This is a genomic window from Microbacterium sp. 2216-1 (genome assembly GCF_046507855.1).
Classification (GTDB): Bacteria; Actinomycetota; Actinomycetes; order Actinomycetales; family Microbacteriaceae; genus Microbacterium; species Microbacterium esteraromaticum_C.
In genome coordinates this window covers 963,047-978,089 of the sequence record NZ_JBKFTM010000001.1, presented here as the reverse complement: position 1 = coordinate 978,089, position 15,043 = coordinate 963,047, and the positions used below count along the sequence as shown (strand labels likewise).

Here is a 15,043-nt window from a genome sequence, read left to right as displayed (position 1 = left end):
GCGGATGCGGATGCTGGACGCAATGTCGCGGTTGCCCGCATACTGACCACATGCAGCAAGTGGATACCGTCATCATCGGCGCCGGCATGGCCGGGGTCACCTGCGCACGGCTGCTGACCGACGCCGGGCAGCGTGTCGTCGTGCTCGAGGCGCGCGACCGCGTGGGTGGGCGGATGCTCACCGAACGGTCGCCGGGCTTCCCGGTCGACCTCGGTGCGTCATGGATCCACGGCATCGACGACTCACCGTTGTGGGAACTGGTGCAGACGTTGCGCATCCCCACGCTGGAGTACACGGTCGGGAGTTTTCAGGCCGGCGGACGCCCGATGATGCACTTCGACGGCGAGGGCCGGCCGATGTCGGCCGCGGAAAGCGCCCGCTGGGTCGACGACGTTGCGTCCGTCGATCATGCACTGCACGCCGAGATCGCGCGCTCCTCCCCCGGCGATACCTACCTGGATGTCACCGAACGCGCCCTCGACGCATCCGGTCTCGACGCGGAGCGCATCGACGAGGTCCGCGAGTTCTTCCGTCATCGTGTTGAGGAGCAGTGCGGCGCGTGGATCGGAGACCTTGACGCGCACGGGCTCGACGAGGATGCCATCGACGGCGACGAGGTGATCTTCCCTCGCGGCTACGACGAGATCCCCGCACGCCTCGCCGCCGGACTCGACGTCCGGTTCGCGCACGAGGTCTCGCGGGTGGATCGTGACGCCGACGGTGTGACGGTCACGACCGAGCAGGGCGTCTTCACCGGGGCATCCGCTGTTGTCACGGTGCCGCTCGGCGTACTCAAAGCGGGGGACATCGCGTTCACTCCCCCGTTGCCGACCGACGTCTCCGGCCCAATCGAACGACTGGGCATGGGGGTGTTCAACAAGATCTTCCTGCAGTTCCCCGAACGGTTCTGGCCCGACGACAGCTATCTGCTGCGCGCCCTCGGCGAAGCCGGTGAACGCTGGCACTCGTGGTACGACGTCTCGGCGATCAGCGGGCTCCCCACCCTGCTGACCTTCGCGGCCGGCCCCCTGGGACGGCACATGCAGACGCTGACCGACGACGAGATCGTCGCCGATGTTCTGCTGGCGCTGCGCGCCCTCTACGGTGACGCCGTGCGGCAGCCGATCGCCCACTGGGTGACGCGCTGGGGGCTCGATCCCCACGCACGCGGTTCGTACTCGCACCTCGCATTGGGCTCCAGCCACGACGACCACGACGCCCTCGCGGGCCCCGTCGATGGCATCCTGCACTTCGCCGGCGAGGCCACGTGGGGCGCGGAGCCCGCCACCGTGGGCGCCGCCTACTATTCCGGGCACCGCGCCGCGGAACGCGTGCTCGGACGCCCCGTCGACCTCACGGCAGCAGCAGCCGCCGCTGTCATCGCACGCGAGCGCGCCCGCTGACGAAGCGGACGCCGGCGGCTCAGCCCGCCGACGGAAGATCGTTGATCGCGCGGATCAGCCGGAACAGCGAGCCCACCCGACGCTGCTCGAGGTGCAGGGCCAGACGCGGGAGCTCGATGACGTCATCATCGGCGCGCTCCACCTCCAGCGCCTCGATGCGTTCTATCCGGCCGTGCTCGCAGAGGTCCCCGAAACGGTCGTTGAGGTCGGCGACCTCGGCATCGGTCGGCGGGTGCACGAGCCGCAGCACAAGCCGGTCGCCGACCCACCGCAGCGAGTCGTAGTTGTGCCAGAACCCGGTGATGTTCGCGACGGCGTCGCTGACCGAGTCGGTGATCAGCACCCGGTCCATGTCGCCGGGTGAGATCACGCCGGCCGGCACGAGATGGTCATCGACGTAGGTCTTCAGCCCCTGCCAGAACGACCCGCCCGGCGAGTCGAGCAGAACGATCGGCGTGGGCTCGGCCTTGCCCGTCTGCTGCAGGGTGAGCAGTTCGAACATCTCGTCCATCGTGCCGAACCCCCCGGGCAGGCAGATGAACCCCCGTGACTCCTTGACGAGCATCAGCTTGCGCGTGAAGAAGTACTTCATCGCGACGACCTGCGCGTCCTCCGAAACGATCGCGTTCGCGCGTTCCTCGAACGGCAGACGGATCGATACACCGAGCGACATCTTCGACCCTGCGCCTTCGGCTGCGGCCTGCATGATGCCGGGCCCGGCGCCGGTGACGACCATCCATCCCTCGGCCGACAGCGCCGCGGCGACGTCCCGAGCGTGCAGGTACAACGGATCGTCGTGCTGGGTGCGGGCCGATCCGAACACCGTGACCTTGGGCACCGTCTCGAACGGACGGAACAGCCGGAAGGCCTGGTGCATCTCGCGCAGCGCCGCCGACGCGATCTTCAGGTCCAGCCGATCCATGTCCTCGATGCCCAGCAGAAGCGAAGTCTGCAGCATCCGCGTGATGAGGCCGCGCTCGGCGACGATTCCCGCGTCGTCGAGGAGGGCGGAGATCCGGTCGCGAAGGTCGGGGTCGAGCGATGCGTCGGTCATGCTGACAGCCTGTCATGTCTGCGACGATGGGATGCGCGCGCCGCGCGCACACCCGAGGAGGCACGATGGTTCCGAAGCCGCGAACGCAACGCCCGCCGCGCACGCACAGCAGCGAGCTGAAGGGCACCGCGTACGAGATCTTCATCGGCATCCTCTCGGTGATGTCGATCGTGAACCTGGTACTCGTGCTCGTGTTCACCGGCTACGAAGCCCTTCAGCTGGTCCTCGCGCTGATGAACGGTCTGTTCAACGTCATCTTCCTGATCGACTTCATCTATCGATTCACCACGTCAGAGGCCCGAGGTCGCTACTTCTTCCGACGGTTCGGATGGGCTGATCTGCTCGCGAGCGTTCCCCTGCCGCAGTTCAACATCCTGCGGGTGTTCCGCTTGCATCGCGTCTACCAGCTGTTGCGGGCACTCGGCTGGCGCGAGATCGTGCGCACCCTCATCCACGACCGCGCGAACAGCACGCTGATGAGCTTGCTGATGATGGGCATCCTGGTGCTGCAGTTGGGCAGCCTGGCAATCCTCGCCGTCGAAGACGGCGCGGAGGGCGCCAACATCGACACGGCTTCCGACGCCATCTGGTACACGCTCGTGACCATCTCGACGGTCGGATACGGCGATCAGTACCCGGTGACCAACGCCGGCCGCCTGATCGGCGTGGTCATCATCATCGTGGGCGTCGGCATCTTCGGAACGTTCACCGGCTACCTCGCCAATCTCTTCCTCGGCCCGTCGAAGAAGAACTCCGAAGCACCGGATGAGACGGCACCTGATACGTCGGCGGATGCCGCGGGCACAGCCAGCGCGAAGGACTCCTCCGATATCGGCAAGAGCGCCGCTGCCGGCGTCGCCGCGGGTGCGGCGTCGGGCGCGGTGAGGAAGGGTGCCGCGCATGCAGCATCCGGCGGCGCGGCTGCAGACGACGGGGGCAGTTCTTCGGACAGCGAGGACGATCGGGAGCGTCTGGAACGCCTGCTCGCGCAGTCCGAGCGCCTGAGCGCCGAGCTGCGCCAGCTGCTCGAGGAACGACGCTGAGATCGCGTTGAGCCGCCCCGGGGACCGGGGCGGCTCAACGCGTTGCGAGGGTTCGCAGGTGGGCTTGATTCAGCGGGTCAGGCGCGCGATGGCATCCGCCGCGGACATCGCCTCGCGGTCGCCACTCGCGCGGTCCCAGAGCTCAACCTGGCCGTCGGCGGCGCCGCGCCCGACGATGACGATCTTCGGCACGCCGACGAGTTCGGCGTCACCGAACTTCACGCCCGGCGATACCTTCACGCGGTCGTCGTACAGCACATCGAGTCGGGCTGCCTCCAACTGGTTCGCGATGTCCTCGGCCACGTCGAAGGCGACCTGGTCGCGCCCCGCGGCCACGACCTGCACGTCGAACGGCGCCACCGACGCCGGCCAGATCAGACCGCGATCGTCGTTGTTGAGCTCGGCGATGATCGCGAGGATGCGCGTGACGCCGATGCCGTACGAGCCCATCGTGACGGTGACGAGCTTGCCGTTCTGATCGAGCACCTTGAGACCCAGCGCCTCGGCGTACTTGCGCCCGAGCTGGAACACGTGTCCGATCTCCATGCCGCGTGCGATGGTGACGGGGCCCGAGCCGTCGGGGGCCGGGTCGCCGTCGCGCACGTTCGCGACCTCGGCGGTGCCGTCGGCGACGAAGTCGCGCCCGGCGACCACCGAGTGCGCGTGCTTCTGATCGATGTTGGCGCCGGTGATCCACCGGGTTCCGTCGGCGACGCGCGGGTCGACGACGTAGCGGATGCCGGTGGCCGACTCCTCACCGAGCACCGCGCCGGTCTGCGACCAGGGACCGATGTACCCGCGCACCAGCAGCGGGTGGCGCTCGAAGTCGGCATCCGTGGCCGGCTCGACCTCGGCCGGCGCGAAGGCCACCTCGGCGCGCTTCATGTCGACGTCGCGGTCACCGGGCATGCCGACGACGACCACCTCGCGGGTGCCGTCGAGGTGGGTCAGCGCGAGAACGACGTTCTTCAACGTGTCAGCGGCGGTGTACTCGCCGTCCAGGACGGCGTTCGAGTGCGCCACGAGCGTGTCGATCGTGGGCGTGTTCGGCGAGTCGAACACCGTGGCCGCGGGCGCGTCATCCCACGAGACGGCCGCGGGGGCCGTGGTCGTGTAGGCCTCGACGTTGGCGGCGTAGCCGCCCTCGCTGCGCACGAAGGTGTCTTCACCGACGGGCGTCGGGTGCAGGAACTCCTCGCTCCGCGAACCGCCCATGGCGCCGGCATCCGCCTGCACGATGACGTACTCGAGTCCGAGGCGCTGGAAGATCCGCTCGTAGGCGTCGCGCTGGGCCGCGTAGCTCGCGTCGAGCCCCTCGTCCGACGCGTCGAACGAGTAGGCGTCCTTCATCGTGAACTCGCGGCCGCGCAGCAGGCCGGCGCGGGGGCGCGCCTCGTCGCGGTACTTGTCCTGGATCTGGTAGATCGTCAGGGGCAGGTCCTTGTAGGACGAGTAGAGGTCCTTGACCAGCAGCGTGAACGCCTCTTCGTGCGTGGGCGCGAGCAGGTAGTCGCCGCCCTTGCGGTCCTGCAGACGGAACAGCAGATCGCCGTACTCGCCCCACCGGCCGCTCTGCTCGTAGGGCTCGCGCGGCATGAGCGCCGGGAAGTGCACCTCCTGGGCACCCGCGGCCGACATCTCCTCGCGCACGATGCGCTCGATCCGCTCCTTCACCCGGAGGCCCAGTGGCAGCCAGGCGAAGATGCCGGCTGCCTGCGGCCGGATGTACCCGGCGCGGATCAGCAGCTTGTGACTGATGACCTCGGCGCCGGCGGGGTCTTCACGGAGCGTACGGAGGAAGAAGTTCGAAAGACGAGTGACCACGGGTCGATCCTAGTTGAGCGCCCGCCGCGGTGAGCGCCCACGTTTCGCGCGCAACACCACCGCACTGACGGCGACATGTACGCGGATGCGTAGGGTGGGTGGCATGCCGCAGCGCCGATCCCACGTCGCCCCATCCGCCGCGCAGAGCGAGTTGGCCGCCGCCCTGGCCGATCTCCGCACCGACATCGACGCGCCGACGGAGTTCTCACCGGAGGTGCTGGCCGAAGCCGAGACGGCGAGCGCGCCTGCACCCGACCTCGACCTGCGCGACGTGCCCTTCGTCACCCTCGACCCGGTGGGATCCCGCGACCTCGATCAGGCCTTCCACCTGGAAGCGCGTGGCAGCGGATACCAGGTGCGGTACGCGATCGCCGACGTGCCGGCGTTCGTCGAGCCGGGTGGCGCGATGGATGCCGAGGCACGCCGCCGCGGACAGACCCTGTATCTCGCCGACGGGGCCATCCCCTTGCATCCGCGGGTGCTGTCCGAGGACCGCGCCTCTCTGCTCGCCGGGCAGAAACGCCCCGCTCTGGTGTGGACGTTCGCGCTGGACGACGCGGGAATCGTGTCATCGCATCGGGTGGAACGCGCGCTGATCCGTTCGCGGGAGCAGTTGGACTACACATCGGCGCAACGGATGCTGGATGCCGGCGACCCCGGCCCGCTCGCGCTGCTCCCCCGGATCGGCGCCGCGCGACTCGCTCAAGAACAGGACCGCGGCGGGGCGAGCCTGAACCTGCCCGACGACGAAGTCGTGCAGCGCCCGGATGGGCGCTACGACATCGAACGGCGCGAGCCACTGCCCGTCGAGGAGTGGAACGCGCAGCTGTCACTCATGACGGGCATGGCGGCGGCCGAGCGGATGCTCGATGCGAAAGTGGGTGTGCTGCGCACCATGCCAGCGCCCGATGAGCAGGCGTTCGAGCGATTCCGCTTGCAGACCGAGGCCCTGGGGCGTCCGTGGCGACAGGGACGCTACGGCGACTACCTGCGGGAGCTCGACCGCTCGGATCCGCTGACCCTCCCTGTGCTGGAGGCCGCGGCGTCGTTGTTCCGCGGTGCGGGCTACGTCGTCTTCGACGGACAGGTGCCGACCGATATCGAGCAGGCCGCGATCGCCGCGCCCTACGCGCACGCGACCGCTCCCCTGCGCCGATTGGTCGATCGGTGGGCGCTCGCGATCTGCCTGGCCGTCTCGAACGGGGCTCCCGCACCGAGCTGGGCCCGGGACTCGCTGTCGGAGCTCCCTGGCCTCATGCAGCAGTCCGGGCAACGCGCTTCGCGGCTGAACGCCGACACGGTGAACCGCGTCGAAGCGGCTCTGTTGCATCCGTTGATCGGGCAGCCCGTGGAGGCGACCGTGATCGAACTGCGCGGCGAGAACCGCGCCGCCGTTCAGATCGCCGACCCCGCCGTGACCGCGACCGCACCCGTTCCGCCCGGCACGCGGCCCGGCGAGACGGTGCGCCTGCGGCTCACCGGTACCGACATCGCCGCCGGCACCGTCGAGTTCGCCGCGTGAACGCGCTGCTGAGCGACCGGTTGTCGGTCCCGCAGGCCGCTTGGGTACAACAGCGGATGCCGGACGCCGTGATCGTGCGAGACATGTCGTGGCACCTGGTCGCGTCGATTGTGCTGCATGTTCGCGGCTCGCTGGGCGGCGAGACGATTGATGCGGTCGTGAAAGCGGGCGATGTGACGAATCATCACATCGCCCGGGAGATCGCCGCGCACACACGATGGACGCACGACCTCGTGTCCACACAGCACAGCGCACGCCTGATCGATGCCGACTCCGACGAACGCGTGATGCTGTTCGAATTCCTGCCCGGTGCGCTCGTGGAGGCGACCAATGCGGAGGGGGAAACCGGCACATATACGCAGGCCGGGGCGCTGTTGCGGCGTCTGCATAGTCAAGACCGCCGCATGGATGCAGAGCACGAGGCACGCGCGAACGCCCGGGCGATCCAGTGGCTCGACGGAGAGCACCGGGTGACTCCGGCCATCGCCACGCGGGCGCGCGGCATCCTCGCCGATGATCCGGCGCCGCCGGTCGAGGTCGTGCCGACCCACGGCGATTGGCAGCCACGCAACTGGCTGATCCACGACGCTGTCGTTCGGGTGATCGACTTCGGACGCTTCGCGTTCCGTCCGCCATCGACGGACCTCCTGCGTCTTGCCGCGCAGCAGTGGCGCGGGCGCCCTGATCTGGAGTCCGCGTTCTTCGAAGCGTACGGGCCAGATCCGCGAGAGCCGGATCGCTCACGCATCAGTGCGCTGCGCGAAGCCGTTGGCACCGCGTGCTGGGCACATCACGTAGGCGAGGAGCGATTCGAGGCGCAGGGGCATCGGATGCTGGCAGAGGCCCTACGGGCGTTCTGAACTCAACCGGAACCGGCGCGTCTGCGCACGTGACTCCGGAAATCTGGCGAGAAGCGGCGGGAAAAGGGACCTAACCGCCCGCGTACTGCGAGTTTTTCCGGAGTTGTGTACGTGTTGCCTTTGTATCAACTCATCGGTACATTGTGGGCCACGACAGCCCGACAGGAGAGGCGACGCGATGGTCATGATGTGGGTGTTGCTCTGGGGGCCGCTCGTCTTGGCGGCGATGGTCGGCCTCGCGATCCATCTGAGCGCCCGGCGGGTCATTCCCCGCCAGCTGGGCGTGATCGGCGTCTTCTGTGCGATCGCCGGCGGTGTGCCCATTCTCGTGATCGGTTCCCTGCGTGTAGCGCACCTCATGCCGTGGGGTCCGATCGGATTCGATCTCGGAATGCGCGCGGCGCTGCCCATCACCCTCGGCATCGGAGCGATTGCGCTTCTGCTGATCCGGCCCAGTACGCCTCGCCCAGCCGCGACCGCCAGCCTCGCGCCGCGCACGATGCGCACGTTCACCTCACTGGCTTGGATCATCACCCTCGCGGGTTTGGTGCTGGTGATCGTCGCTCTCACGTGGGCAGCAGGCGCCGCTTCGGTCTCTGACCACGAGGGCTATCGAACGATGTACGAGGTCACCGTGGGTACCGCGGGATCGGTCGGCACGACAATCTACGGCTGGTACTACTCGTTGCCCTCGCTCTTGCTGCTCACGGCGCTGGTCGCGCTCACGATCTTCGCGTGGTGGTGGATTCCTCGTCGAGCCTGGGACGGTGACGTCGAACGGGACACCGCGTTCCGACGTCTGCAGGCATCCAACATCGGGCGCGCTGCGTGCGGCGCGCTGCTCGTACATCTTGGCGTCGTCTTGTCATCACTCGCTGCGACGTCAGAGCTGGGGGGCGTATTCTCGTCCGATGATCTCGGCACGGTCCGTGTCGGTGCATCATTCGCGGCGATCGGTACATTGCTGTGGTGGTCCGGTGAGATCGCGCGCGTCGCGGGACTCGCGATGTGGGTCGTCATCGCGCTCACCGGCATGCCCACGGCCGAACGGCGTGCCAGCGCCCATCATCGGACACTCAGGCCATGAGAATCACCATCTCGACCTCAGGCGGCACGCCGGCCGAACAGGTGTACGACCAGCTGAGGGGGCTGATCACCACCGGCGGCCTCGCCGCCGACGAACGGTTGCCCTCTGTACGCCGCTTGGCAGCCGATCTCGGTGTGGCCCCCGGGACCATCGCAAAGGCGTACAGGCGACTCGAAGAAGACGAGCTCGTCGTCTCACGCACGGGGGCGGGCACTCGCGTCAGCCCACAGGCATCGGCTGTCTCCCGGAGCGTCGCCCGGGCTGCGCGTTCCTTGATCGTCGCGGCGAAACACGACGGGCTCACATACGAGGACACCCAGCGCGCACTACGCGCGATGTGGATGTCGGATCGGTGATCGGGCCGTCTGCATCCCGTCGCCCGCTGCAGTTCCTCGGAGATCTGCGCAGGCTCGGACGGGATCTGTCCGGGTCTCCGAGACTGAGCAGATTCCCGAAGGTGCGCAGCCGGTTCGCGGCGGATGCGCTCAGTTCCCGCCGAAGAACTCGGGCAACGCCGCGCAGAACTCGTCGAAGTGGCTGTACCAGACGGAGTGTGCCGCGTCAGCGATGTCGCGCACGAGGACGCCGCGCGACGCGGCCTGCGCCGCGTCCTTATCGGAGACGAAGCCGCTCGGCCTCGCGCGTACGAGTATCGATCCTGGTTCGAGCTCATGCGCGACGTCGCCGCCTGCAGAGATCGACGCCGCCGTCATCGGATCGAAACGTTCGGCCGCGCGCGACTCGACGACCGCATCCGTCGCGCTGTAGAACGGGCGGGTACGACGCAACCAGGCCGGGTCCGTCCGTCTGCGACGATCGACCTCGTACTCGGCGGCCAGCGCGCGCTGATCAGCACCACCGGTGAAGGCACAGGCCGTGTCGACATACGCGGCGACTGTCACCGGCATCCGCTCGGCGACGGCGGCGAGAACGGTACCGCCGTACGAGTGGCCAATCCCCCGAACCGACGCGCCCGGCGCACGCGACACAAGGGTCTCGACGACGTCGTCGGCGGCGGATGCCACCGTGCAGCGCTCATCGCGGGGCGACAGCCCGTGGCCCGGCAGATCGACCGCGATGACCCGGTTCCCGTTCGCGGCCAACGGCGACATGACCCGCCACCAGCTCTCGGCCGACCCCATCATGCCGTGCAGGAGCAGCACGACCCGATCGCCGGCACCGGCCTCGATGGCGTTCAAGAGCATTCCGACAGTCAAGCAGACCCGGTCAGGACGCTCCTGATGCCGGCGCGTCAGCGCACGTAACTCCGGAGATCTGGCGAGAAGCGGCGGGAAAAGGGGCCCAACCGCCCGCGTACTGCCCGTTTTTCCGGAGTTATGAACGTCTTGTCCACCCCTCCTGCGGCGCACTGCAGTTCCGCGGAGATCTGCGCAGGATCGGACGAGTTCTGTCCGGGTCTCCGAGATTGTGCAGATCTCCGACGCTGTGCACCTCCGAAGGCGCGCGATCAGTCGCGCGGCGGTGTGACGCGCGTGGTCATCACCAGCAGCTGCGGGTCCGACAGGTCGAGGGTCACGCTGACCGCGCCGAGCTCCGACAGCGCGTGCACATGCGTACCACCGCAGGGGAAGCCGACCTCGCCCTCGGGCAGCGCGCAGCGCCATGCCCGACGATCGATGATCGTCTCACCTTCGGTGTCGACCCGGCTCTCGGCATCGGATGCCACCCACGTCGCCAGCTGCTCATTGATGCGCGCCTGACGTTCGGCCAGTGTCGCCGCGAAGCCCTCCGAGTCGAACCCCGCCTTGCGCAGGCTCTTGCCCAGCCGGTACTCGTCGACGCTGCCGTCCTCGACGATGCGGCTGGACTGGTTCGCCCGCCCCTCGAAGTCGGGATTGCCCAGCGGGTCGGTGCCGATCTCCTTGCGCCACAGATCAGCCAGTGCGGCGTCCAGTGCGAGCGACGCGAGGTGGCATGCCGAGTGGCCACGGCTCAGAGCGGCCCGGCGGTCAGCATCCGCCTCCAGCACGGCGGCAGCGCCGACGGTGACCTCCGCGGGGATCTCGCCCTCGATACGGTGCCCCACCAGCCACGTCCACCCCTCACCACCGCGCTTGACGGGGATGTCCGAGCCCACGGCCAACGCTCCGTCATCGCTGACGGCGGCCATGACTGCTTCGCCGACGGCGAGCGTGACGTCGCCGGCGCGGATGGTCCCGCTGTCGCCGGGCTGGTCGGGCCAGGTGTGATCGACCGGGTGGAACGGAGTGGCATCGACGACGACGATAGAGGCCTCCCGATCGATCAGGAGCACCTCACCCTCGCCCGTCGTGGAACCGTCAGAGAACGACACGCGCGTGGACTGCATACGCCCACGCTACGCGAACCGGGCTCAGCCGGTGATCACCTGAGCGGTACCGATCGGCGCGTCGACGCCCATCTCGGCGGCGATGCGGTTCGCCTCCTCGATCAGCGTCTGCACGATGTCTTCCTCGGGCACCGTCTTGATGACCTCGCCCTTGACGAAGATCTGTCCCTTGCCGTTGCCGGAGGCGACACCGAGGTCGGCCTCGCGGGCCTCGCCCGGGCCATTGACGACACAGCCCATGACGGCGACGCGCAGCGGCACGGTCATGTCCTTGAGTCCCTCGGTCACACTGTCGGCGAGCGAGTACACGTCGACCTGAGCGCGGCCGCACGACGGGCACGACACGATCTCGAGCGTGCGCTCGCGCAGGTTCAGCGACTGCAAGATCTGGTGACCGACCTTGACCTCTTCGGCCGGCGGAGCCGACAGCGACACGCGGATGGTGTCGCCGATGCCCTCGCTGAGCAGGATGCCGAATGCCGTGGCGCTCTTGATCGTGCCCTGGAAGGCGGGGCCTGCCTCGGTGACACCCAAGTGCAGCGGCCAGTCACCACGCTCAGCGAGCTGACGGTAGGCCTTGACCATGACGATCGGGTCGTTGTGCTTGACCGAGATCTTGAAGTCGTGGAAGTCGTGCTCCTCGAACAGCGAGGCCTCCCAGACAGCGCTCTCGACGAGTGCCTCGGCGGTCGCCTTGCCGTACTTCTGCAGCAGACGGGGGTCGAGCGAGCCCGCGTTCACGCCGATGCGCAGTGACACACCCGCGGCCTTCGCCGCAGCGGCGATCGCTCCCACCTGATCGTCGAACTTGCGGATGTTGCCCGGGTTGACGCGCACCGCGCCGCAGCCGGCGTCAATGGCCTGGAAGACGTACTTCGGCTGGAAGTGGATGTCGGCGATCACGGGGATCTGACTCTTCTTCGCGATGATGTGCAGCACATCGGCGTCGTCCTGGCTGGGGACGGCGACGCGCACGATCTCGCAGCCGGATGCCGTCAACTCGGCGATCTGCTGCAGAGTGCCGTTGATGTCGGTGGTCTTCGTCGTGGTCATCGATTGCACGCTGACCGGTGCATCGCCGCCGACGAGCACCTTGCCGACCCGGATCTGACGGGACTTGCGACGAGGGGCGAGGACTTCGGGGACGCGCGGCATCCCAAGATTCACTGCGGGCACGACTCCAGGCTACCCCGGTCGGATCGGCCCCGGCTGGAAGTCCGTAGGATGTGCGGGTGTCCACGATCCTGCTCACCGGCTTCGAGCCCTTCGGGGGTGACTCGCGCAATCCCTCGGCAGAAGCCGTGAACCGCGTTGCCGCCGCGTACGACGGACCGCACGAACTCGTCACCGCGACGCTTCCCGTCTCTTTCGCCGGCTCTGCAGCCGAGCTCGGCCGGCTCATCGATGCGCACCGCCCCGACGCCGTCGTCGCGACCGGGCTCGCCGGCGGCAGCGCCCGCATCGCCGTGGAGCGCATCGGGGTGAATCTGATGGATGCCCGGATCGCCGACAACGACGGGCACCAGCCCACCGACGAGGCCTGCGAGCCCGGCGGACCGGCCGCGCGCTTCGCAACCCTTCCCGTCAAGCGCATCGTGCAGGCGCTGAGCGACGGGGGTATCCCCGCCCACGCCTCGCTGACAGCGGGCTCGTTCGTCTGCAACCACGTGCTGTACACGGCTCTCGCCGCCGCAGAACGCGCCGCGGCCGGAACCGTCCCGGTCGGCTTCGTGCACGTGCCCTGGTCGACGCCCACGGCACCCGAGGGGGCGCCGCATCTGTCTGAGAGCGACATCGCCCGTGGCATCCGCATCGTCCTCGATCAGGTCTTCGAAACGGAGCAGCGCGCCGTCGGCGGCACCGTCTGGTGACGTCATCGCGCCGAGCCGCCGAGCGCGGATGTGGTAATTTCGGCGCATGTCCGTGAACCGCACCTGGTGGCCCGCCTGTTAGGCGGTGTGTTCGCGAACCCAGAACCAGACCGCCTTCCGGGGCGGTCTTCGTCTTTCCGTGCCGGATGCTCGAAATCAGGAGACATCGATGACCTCTGCCGCGCCCGACCGCATCCGGGACCTCGCCGCTGATCCGCACGCTTCGTTCGTGCTGATCGCCCGTGACGGCGGCGCCGAGCTGCTCACCGGTGACGTCATCGACGTCGATGCCCTCGCCGACATCCCGCTCGACGGGCCGGAGGGGCCGCGCGAGGTGTTCGCCATGGTGCCGTACCGCCAAGTGCGCGAGCGCGGTTTCGATGCGCAGGACGACGGCACGCCGCTGCGCTGCCTGCTCGTCGACGCGCACGACCGCCTCGACGTCGCCGAGCTGATGGCATCACTGCCGACGGATGCCATCGCACTGCGCGATGGCGGGTTCGACATCTCCGACGACGAGTACGGGCAGATCGTGGAACGCGTGATCGCCGAAGAGATCGGCCGCGGCGAGGGGGCCAACTTCGTCATCCGCCGTGACTATCGCGCAGGCTTCGATGTCGACGACCGCACCGCCGCGCTCACCTGGTTCCGCGCCCTGCTGCAGCACGAACGCGGGGCGTACTGGACCTTCGCCGTCGTCACGCCGGGGCACATCGCGGTCGGCGCCAGTCCCGAGGCCCATGTCGTCGCGCAGGACGGCATCGTCACCATGAACCCGATCTCGGGGACGTTCCGTCACCCGGCCGGTGGCGCGACCCGGGCCTCACTGATCGAGTTCCTGTCCTCCACGAAGGAGACCGAAGAACTGTTCATGGTGGTCGACGAGGAGCTCAAGATGATGAGCCAGGTGTGTTCGGACGGTGGACGCATCACCGGCCCACATCTGAAAGAGATGTCGCGCCTCACCCACACCGAGTACATGCTGCGCGGCCGCAGCCGCCTCGACCCGCGCGACATCCTGCGCGAGACGATGTTCGCCCCGACCGTCACCGGCTCACCCATGCAGAACGCCTGCGCCGTGATCGGACGCCACGAGCGGACGCCCCGCGGATACTACTCCGGCGTCGCCGCCCTGTTCTCACCCAATGCCGACGGCGGGCACGACCTGGACGCCCCGATCCTGATCCGCACCCTGTACATCGACCAGGGTCACGTGCGCGTGCCCGTGGGCGCCACGCTCGTGCGGCACTCCGACCCTCTCGGCGAGGTCGGCGAGACCCACGGCAAGGCCGCCGGCGTGCTCGGCGCGATCGGGGCGATCGACCGAGACGTCGCCGCCGAGACGCGCGACGATGACGCCCCCGGTGGCGCCTCGCTCGCCGACGATCCCGAGATCGCGGCGCTGCTGGCTTCGCGCAACACGCGCCTCGCCGATTTCTGGATCCAGCCGCAGGACTCCCACGTGTCGCACCACTTCGACGGGCGGCGCGCACTCGTCGTGGATGCCGAGGACCGGTTCACCACGATGCTGGCGCACCAGTTGCGCCACCTCGGCCTCGACGTCGAGATCGCCGCGTGGGACGCCGTGACCGATGATGCCGTGGATGCTGCGGACCTCGTCGTCGCCGGCCCTGGACCCGGAGACCCGCGCGACACCGCATCGCCGCGCATCGCCCGGATGCGTGAGGTCGTCGCTCGACGCCGCGCGACCGGAGCGCCCCTGCTGGCCGTCTGCTTGAGCCATCAGATCCTCGCCGACAGCCTCGGTATCGGCCTGGCTCCACTGGATGCCCCGCACCAGGGCGTGCAGAAGACGGTGCCGGTGTTCGAGCACGACGCGTCGATCGGCTTCTACAACACCTTCACCGCACGCGTGGCTCCGGGAACGACGCGCGTCGGCGATGCAGAGATCTCTGCCGAGACCGACACCGGCGATGTGCATGCGCTCCGCGGCGATCGCTTCGCATCGATCCAGGGGCACCTGGAGTCGATCCTGTCTCGCGACGGCATCGCGACGCTCGAGCGCCTGGTCGCCCACACGCTGGCCTGA

13 protein-coding genes are annotated in these 15,043 nt (G+C 68.5%); 8 read left to right on the top strand and 5 right to left on the bottom strand.

The window, feature by feature from the left end:
• The first annotated feature begins 50 nt into the window (after positions 1-50).
• On the top strand, positions 51-1,403 hold the full coding sequence (locus tag ACLD0U_RS04435; RefSeq protein WP_410339947.1) for a flavin monoamine oxidase family protein: 1,353 nt from the start codon (positions 51-53) through the stop codon (positions 1,401-1,403).
• A 19-nt stretch (positions 1,404-1,422) separates the two neighbouring features.
• Here ACLD0U_RS04435 and ACLD0U_RS04430 read toward each other — a convergent pair whose 3' ends face one another.
• Positions 1,423-2,457 (bottom strand): TIGR00730 family Rossman fold protein, encoded by a 1,035-nt coding sequence (locus tag ACLD0U_RS04430; RefSeq protein ID WP_179411137.1) that lies wholly within the window; start codon positions 2,455-2,457, stop codon positions 1,423-1,425.
• Between the two features lie 65 nt (positions 2,458-2,522).
• Here ACLD0U_RS04430 and ACLD0U_RS04425 point away from each other — a divergent pair, with 65 nt between their 5' ends.
• The gene (locus tag ACLD0U_RS04425; protein WP_410339946.1) at positions 2,523-3,500 is read left to right on the top strand and encodes an ion transporter; all 978 of its coding nucleotides are present in this window, start codon (positions 2,523-2,525) and stop codon (positions 3,498-3,500) included.
• A gap of 69 nt (positions 3,501-3,569) precedes the next feature.
• Here the strand turns inward: ACLD0U_RS04425 and ACLD0U_RS04420 are convergent, their stop codons facing one another.
• Positions 3,570-5,324, bottom strand: a complete 1,755-nt coding sequence (locus tag ACLD0U_RS04420) for a proline--tRNA ligase (protein ID WP_410339945.1) — start codon at positions 5,322-5,324, stop codon at positions 3,570-3,572.
• A 103-nt stretch (positions 5,325-5,427) separates the two neighbouring features.
• On the opposite strand from ACLD0U_RS04420, the gene ACLD0U_RS04415 reads away from it, so the two are divergent.
• The 4 genes from ACLD0U_RS04415 to ACLD0U_RS04400 all read left to right on the top strand — a co-directional run bounded on the left by ACLD0U_RS04415 (position 5,428) and on the right by ACLD0U_RS04400 (position 9,149).
• Positions 5,428-6,846 carry an RNB domain-containing ribonuclease gene (locus ACLD0U_RS04415; RefSeq protein WP_410339944.1) on the top strand — a complete coding sequence of 473 codons (1,419 nt, stop codon included), beginning with the start codon at positions 5,428-5,430 and terminating at the stop codon, positions 6,844-6,846.
• Positions 6,843-7,706, top strand: coding sequence for a phosphotransferase family protein (locus ACLD0U_RS04410; protein WP_410339943.1), 864 nt, complete (start codon positions 6,843-6,845; stop codon positions 7,704-7,706). Before ACLD0U_RS04415 ends, ACLD0U_RS04410 begins: the two co-directional genes overlap by 4 nt.
• A 178-nt stretch (positions 7,707-7,884) precedes the next feature.
• On the top strand, positions 7,885-8,793 hold the full coding sequence (locus tag ACLD0U_RS04405) for a hypothetical protein (RefSeq protein ID WP_410339942.1): 909 nt from the start codon (positions 7,885-7,887) through the stop codon (positions 8,791-8,793).
• On the top strand, positions 8,790-9,149 hold the full coding sequence (locus ACLD0U_RS04400; protein WP_410339941.1) for a GntR family transcriptional regulator: 360 nt from the start codon (positions 8,790-8,792) through the stop codon (positions 9,147-9,149). Before ACLD0U_RS04405 ends, ACLD0U_RS04400 begins: the two co-directional genes overlap by 4 nt.
• A gap of 129 nt (positions 9,150-9,278) precedes the next feature.
• On the opposite strand, the gene ACLD0U_RS04395 is transcribed toward ACLD0U_RS04400, so the two are convergent.
• From ACLD0U_RS04395 to ispG, 3 genes are all read right to left on the bottom strand, one after another.
• Positions 9,279-9,998 carry an alpha/beta fold hydrolase gene (locus ACLD0U_RS04395; RefSeq protein ID WP_410339940.1) on the bottom strand — a complete coding sequence of 240 codons (720 nt, stop codon included), beginning with the start codon at positions 9,996-9,998 and terminating at the stop codon, positions 9,279-9,281.
• Positions 9,999-10,261: 263 nt separating this feature from the next.
• Positions 10,262-11,122: a hypothetical protein gene (locus tag ACLD0U_RS04390; RefSeq protein WP_410339939.1), complete on the bottom strand. Its 861-nt coding sequence runs from the start codon at positions 11,120-11,122 to the stop codon at positions 10,262-10,264.
• 24 nt (positions 11,123-11,146) lie between these two features.
• On the bottom strand, positions 11,147-12,298 hold the full coding sequence (gene ispG / locus ACLD0U_RS04385) for a flavodoxin-dependent (E)-4-hydroxy-3-methylbut-2-enyl-diphosphate synthase (RefSeq protein ID WP_179411145.1): 1,152 nt from the start codon (positions 12,296-12,298) through the stop codon (positions 11,147-11,149).
• A 56-nt stretch (positions 12,299-12,354) separates the two neighbouring features.
• Here ispG and ACLD0U_RS04380 point away from each other — a divergent pair, with 56 nt between their 5' ends.
• Positions 12,355-12,993: a pyroglutamyl-peptidase I gene (locus ACLD0U_RS04380; RefSeq protein WP_410339938.1), complete on the top strand. Its 639-nt coding sequence runs from the start codon at positions 12,355-12,357 to the stop codon at positions 12,991-12,993.
• 169 nt (positions 12,994-13,162) lie between these two features.
• Positions 13,163-15,043 carry a chorismate-binding protein gene (locus ACLD0U_RS04375; RefSeq protein WP_410339937.1) on the top strand — a complete coding sequence of 627 codons (1,881 nt, stop codon included), beginning with the start codon at positions 13,163-13,165 and terminating at the stop codon, positions 15,041-15,043.

What these genes read in the sequence shown, in the direction of transcription:
- ACLD0U_RS04435 (WP_410339947.1), top strand. Translation starts at nt 51, where the DNA reads ATGCAGCAAGTGGATACCGTCATCATCGGCGCCGGCATGGCCGGGGTC.
- ACLD0U_RS04430 (WP_179411137.1), bottom strand. Translation starts at nt 2,457, where the DNA reads ATGACCGACGCATCGCTCGACCCCGACCTTCGCGACCGGATCTCCGCC.
- ACLD0U_RS04425 (WP_410339946.1), top strand. Translation starts at nt 2,523, where the DNA reads ATGGTTCCGAAGCCGCGAACGCAACGCCCGCCGCGCACGCACAGCAGC.
- ACLD0U_RS04415 (WP_410339944.1), top strand. Translation starts at nt 5,428, where the DNA reads ATGCCGCAGCGCCGATCCCACGTCGCCCCATCCGCCGCGCAGAGCGAG.
- ACLD0U_RS04405 (WP_410339942.1), top strand. Translation starts at nt 7,885, where the DNA reads ATGGTCATGATGTGGGTGTTGCTCTGGGGGCCGCTCGTCTTGGCGGCG.
- ACLD0U_RS04400 (WP_410339941.1), top strand. Translation starts at nt 8,790, where the DNA reads ATGAGAATCACCATCTCGACCTCAGGCGGCACGCCGGCCGAACAGGTG.
- ACLD0U_RS04395 (WP_410339940.1), bottom strand. Translation starts at nt 9,998, where the DNA reads ATGCTCTTGAACGCCATCGAGGCCGGTGCCGGCGATCGGGTCGTGCTG.
- ACLD0U_RS04390 (WP_410339939.1), bottom strand. Translation starts at nt 11,122, where the DNA reads ATGCAGTCCACGCGCGTGTCGTTCTCTGACGGTTCCACGACGGGCGAG.
- ACLD0U_RS04375 (WP_410339937.1), top strand. Translation starts at nt 13,163, where the DNA reads ATGACCTCTGCCGCGCCCGACCGCATCCGGGACCTCGCCGCTGATCCG.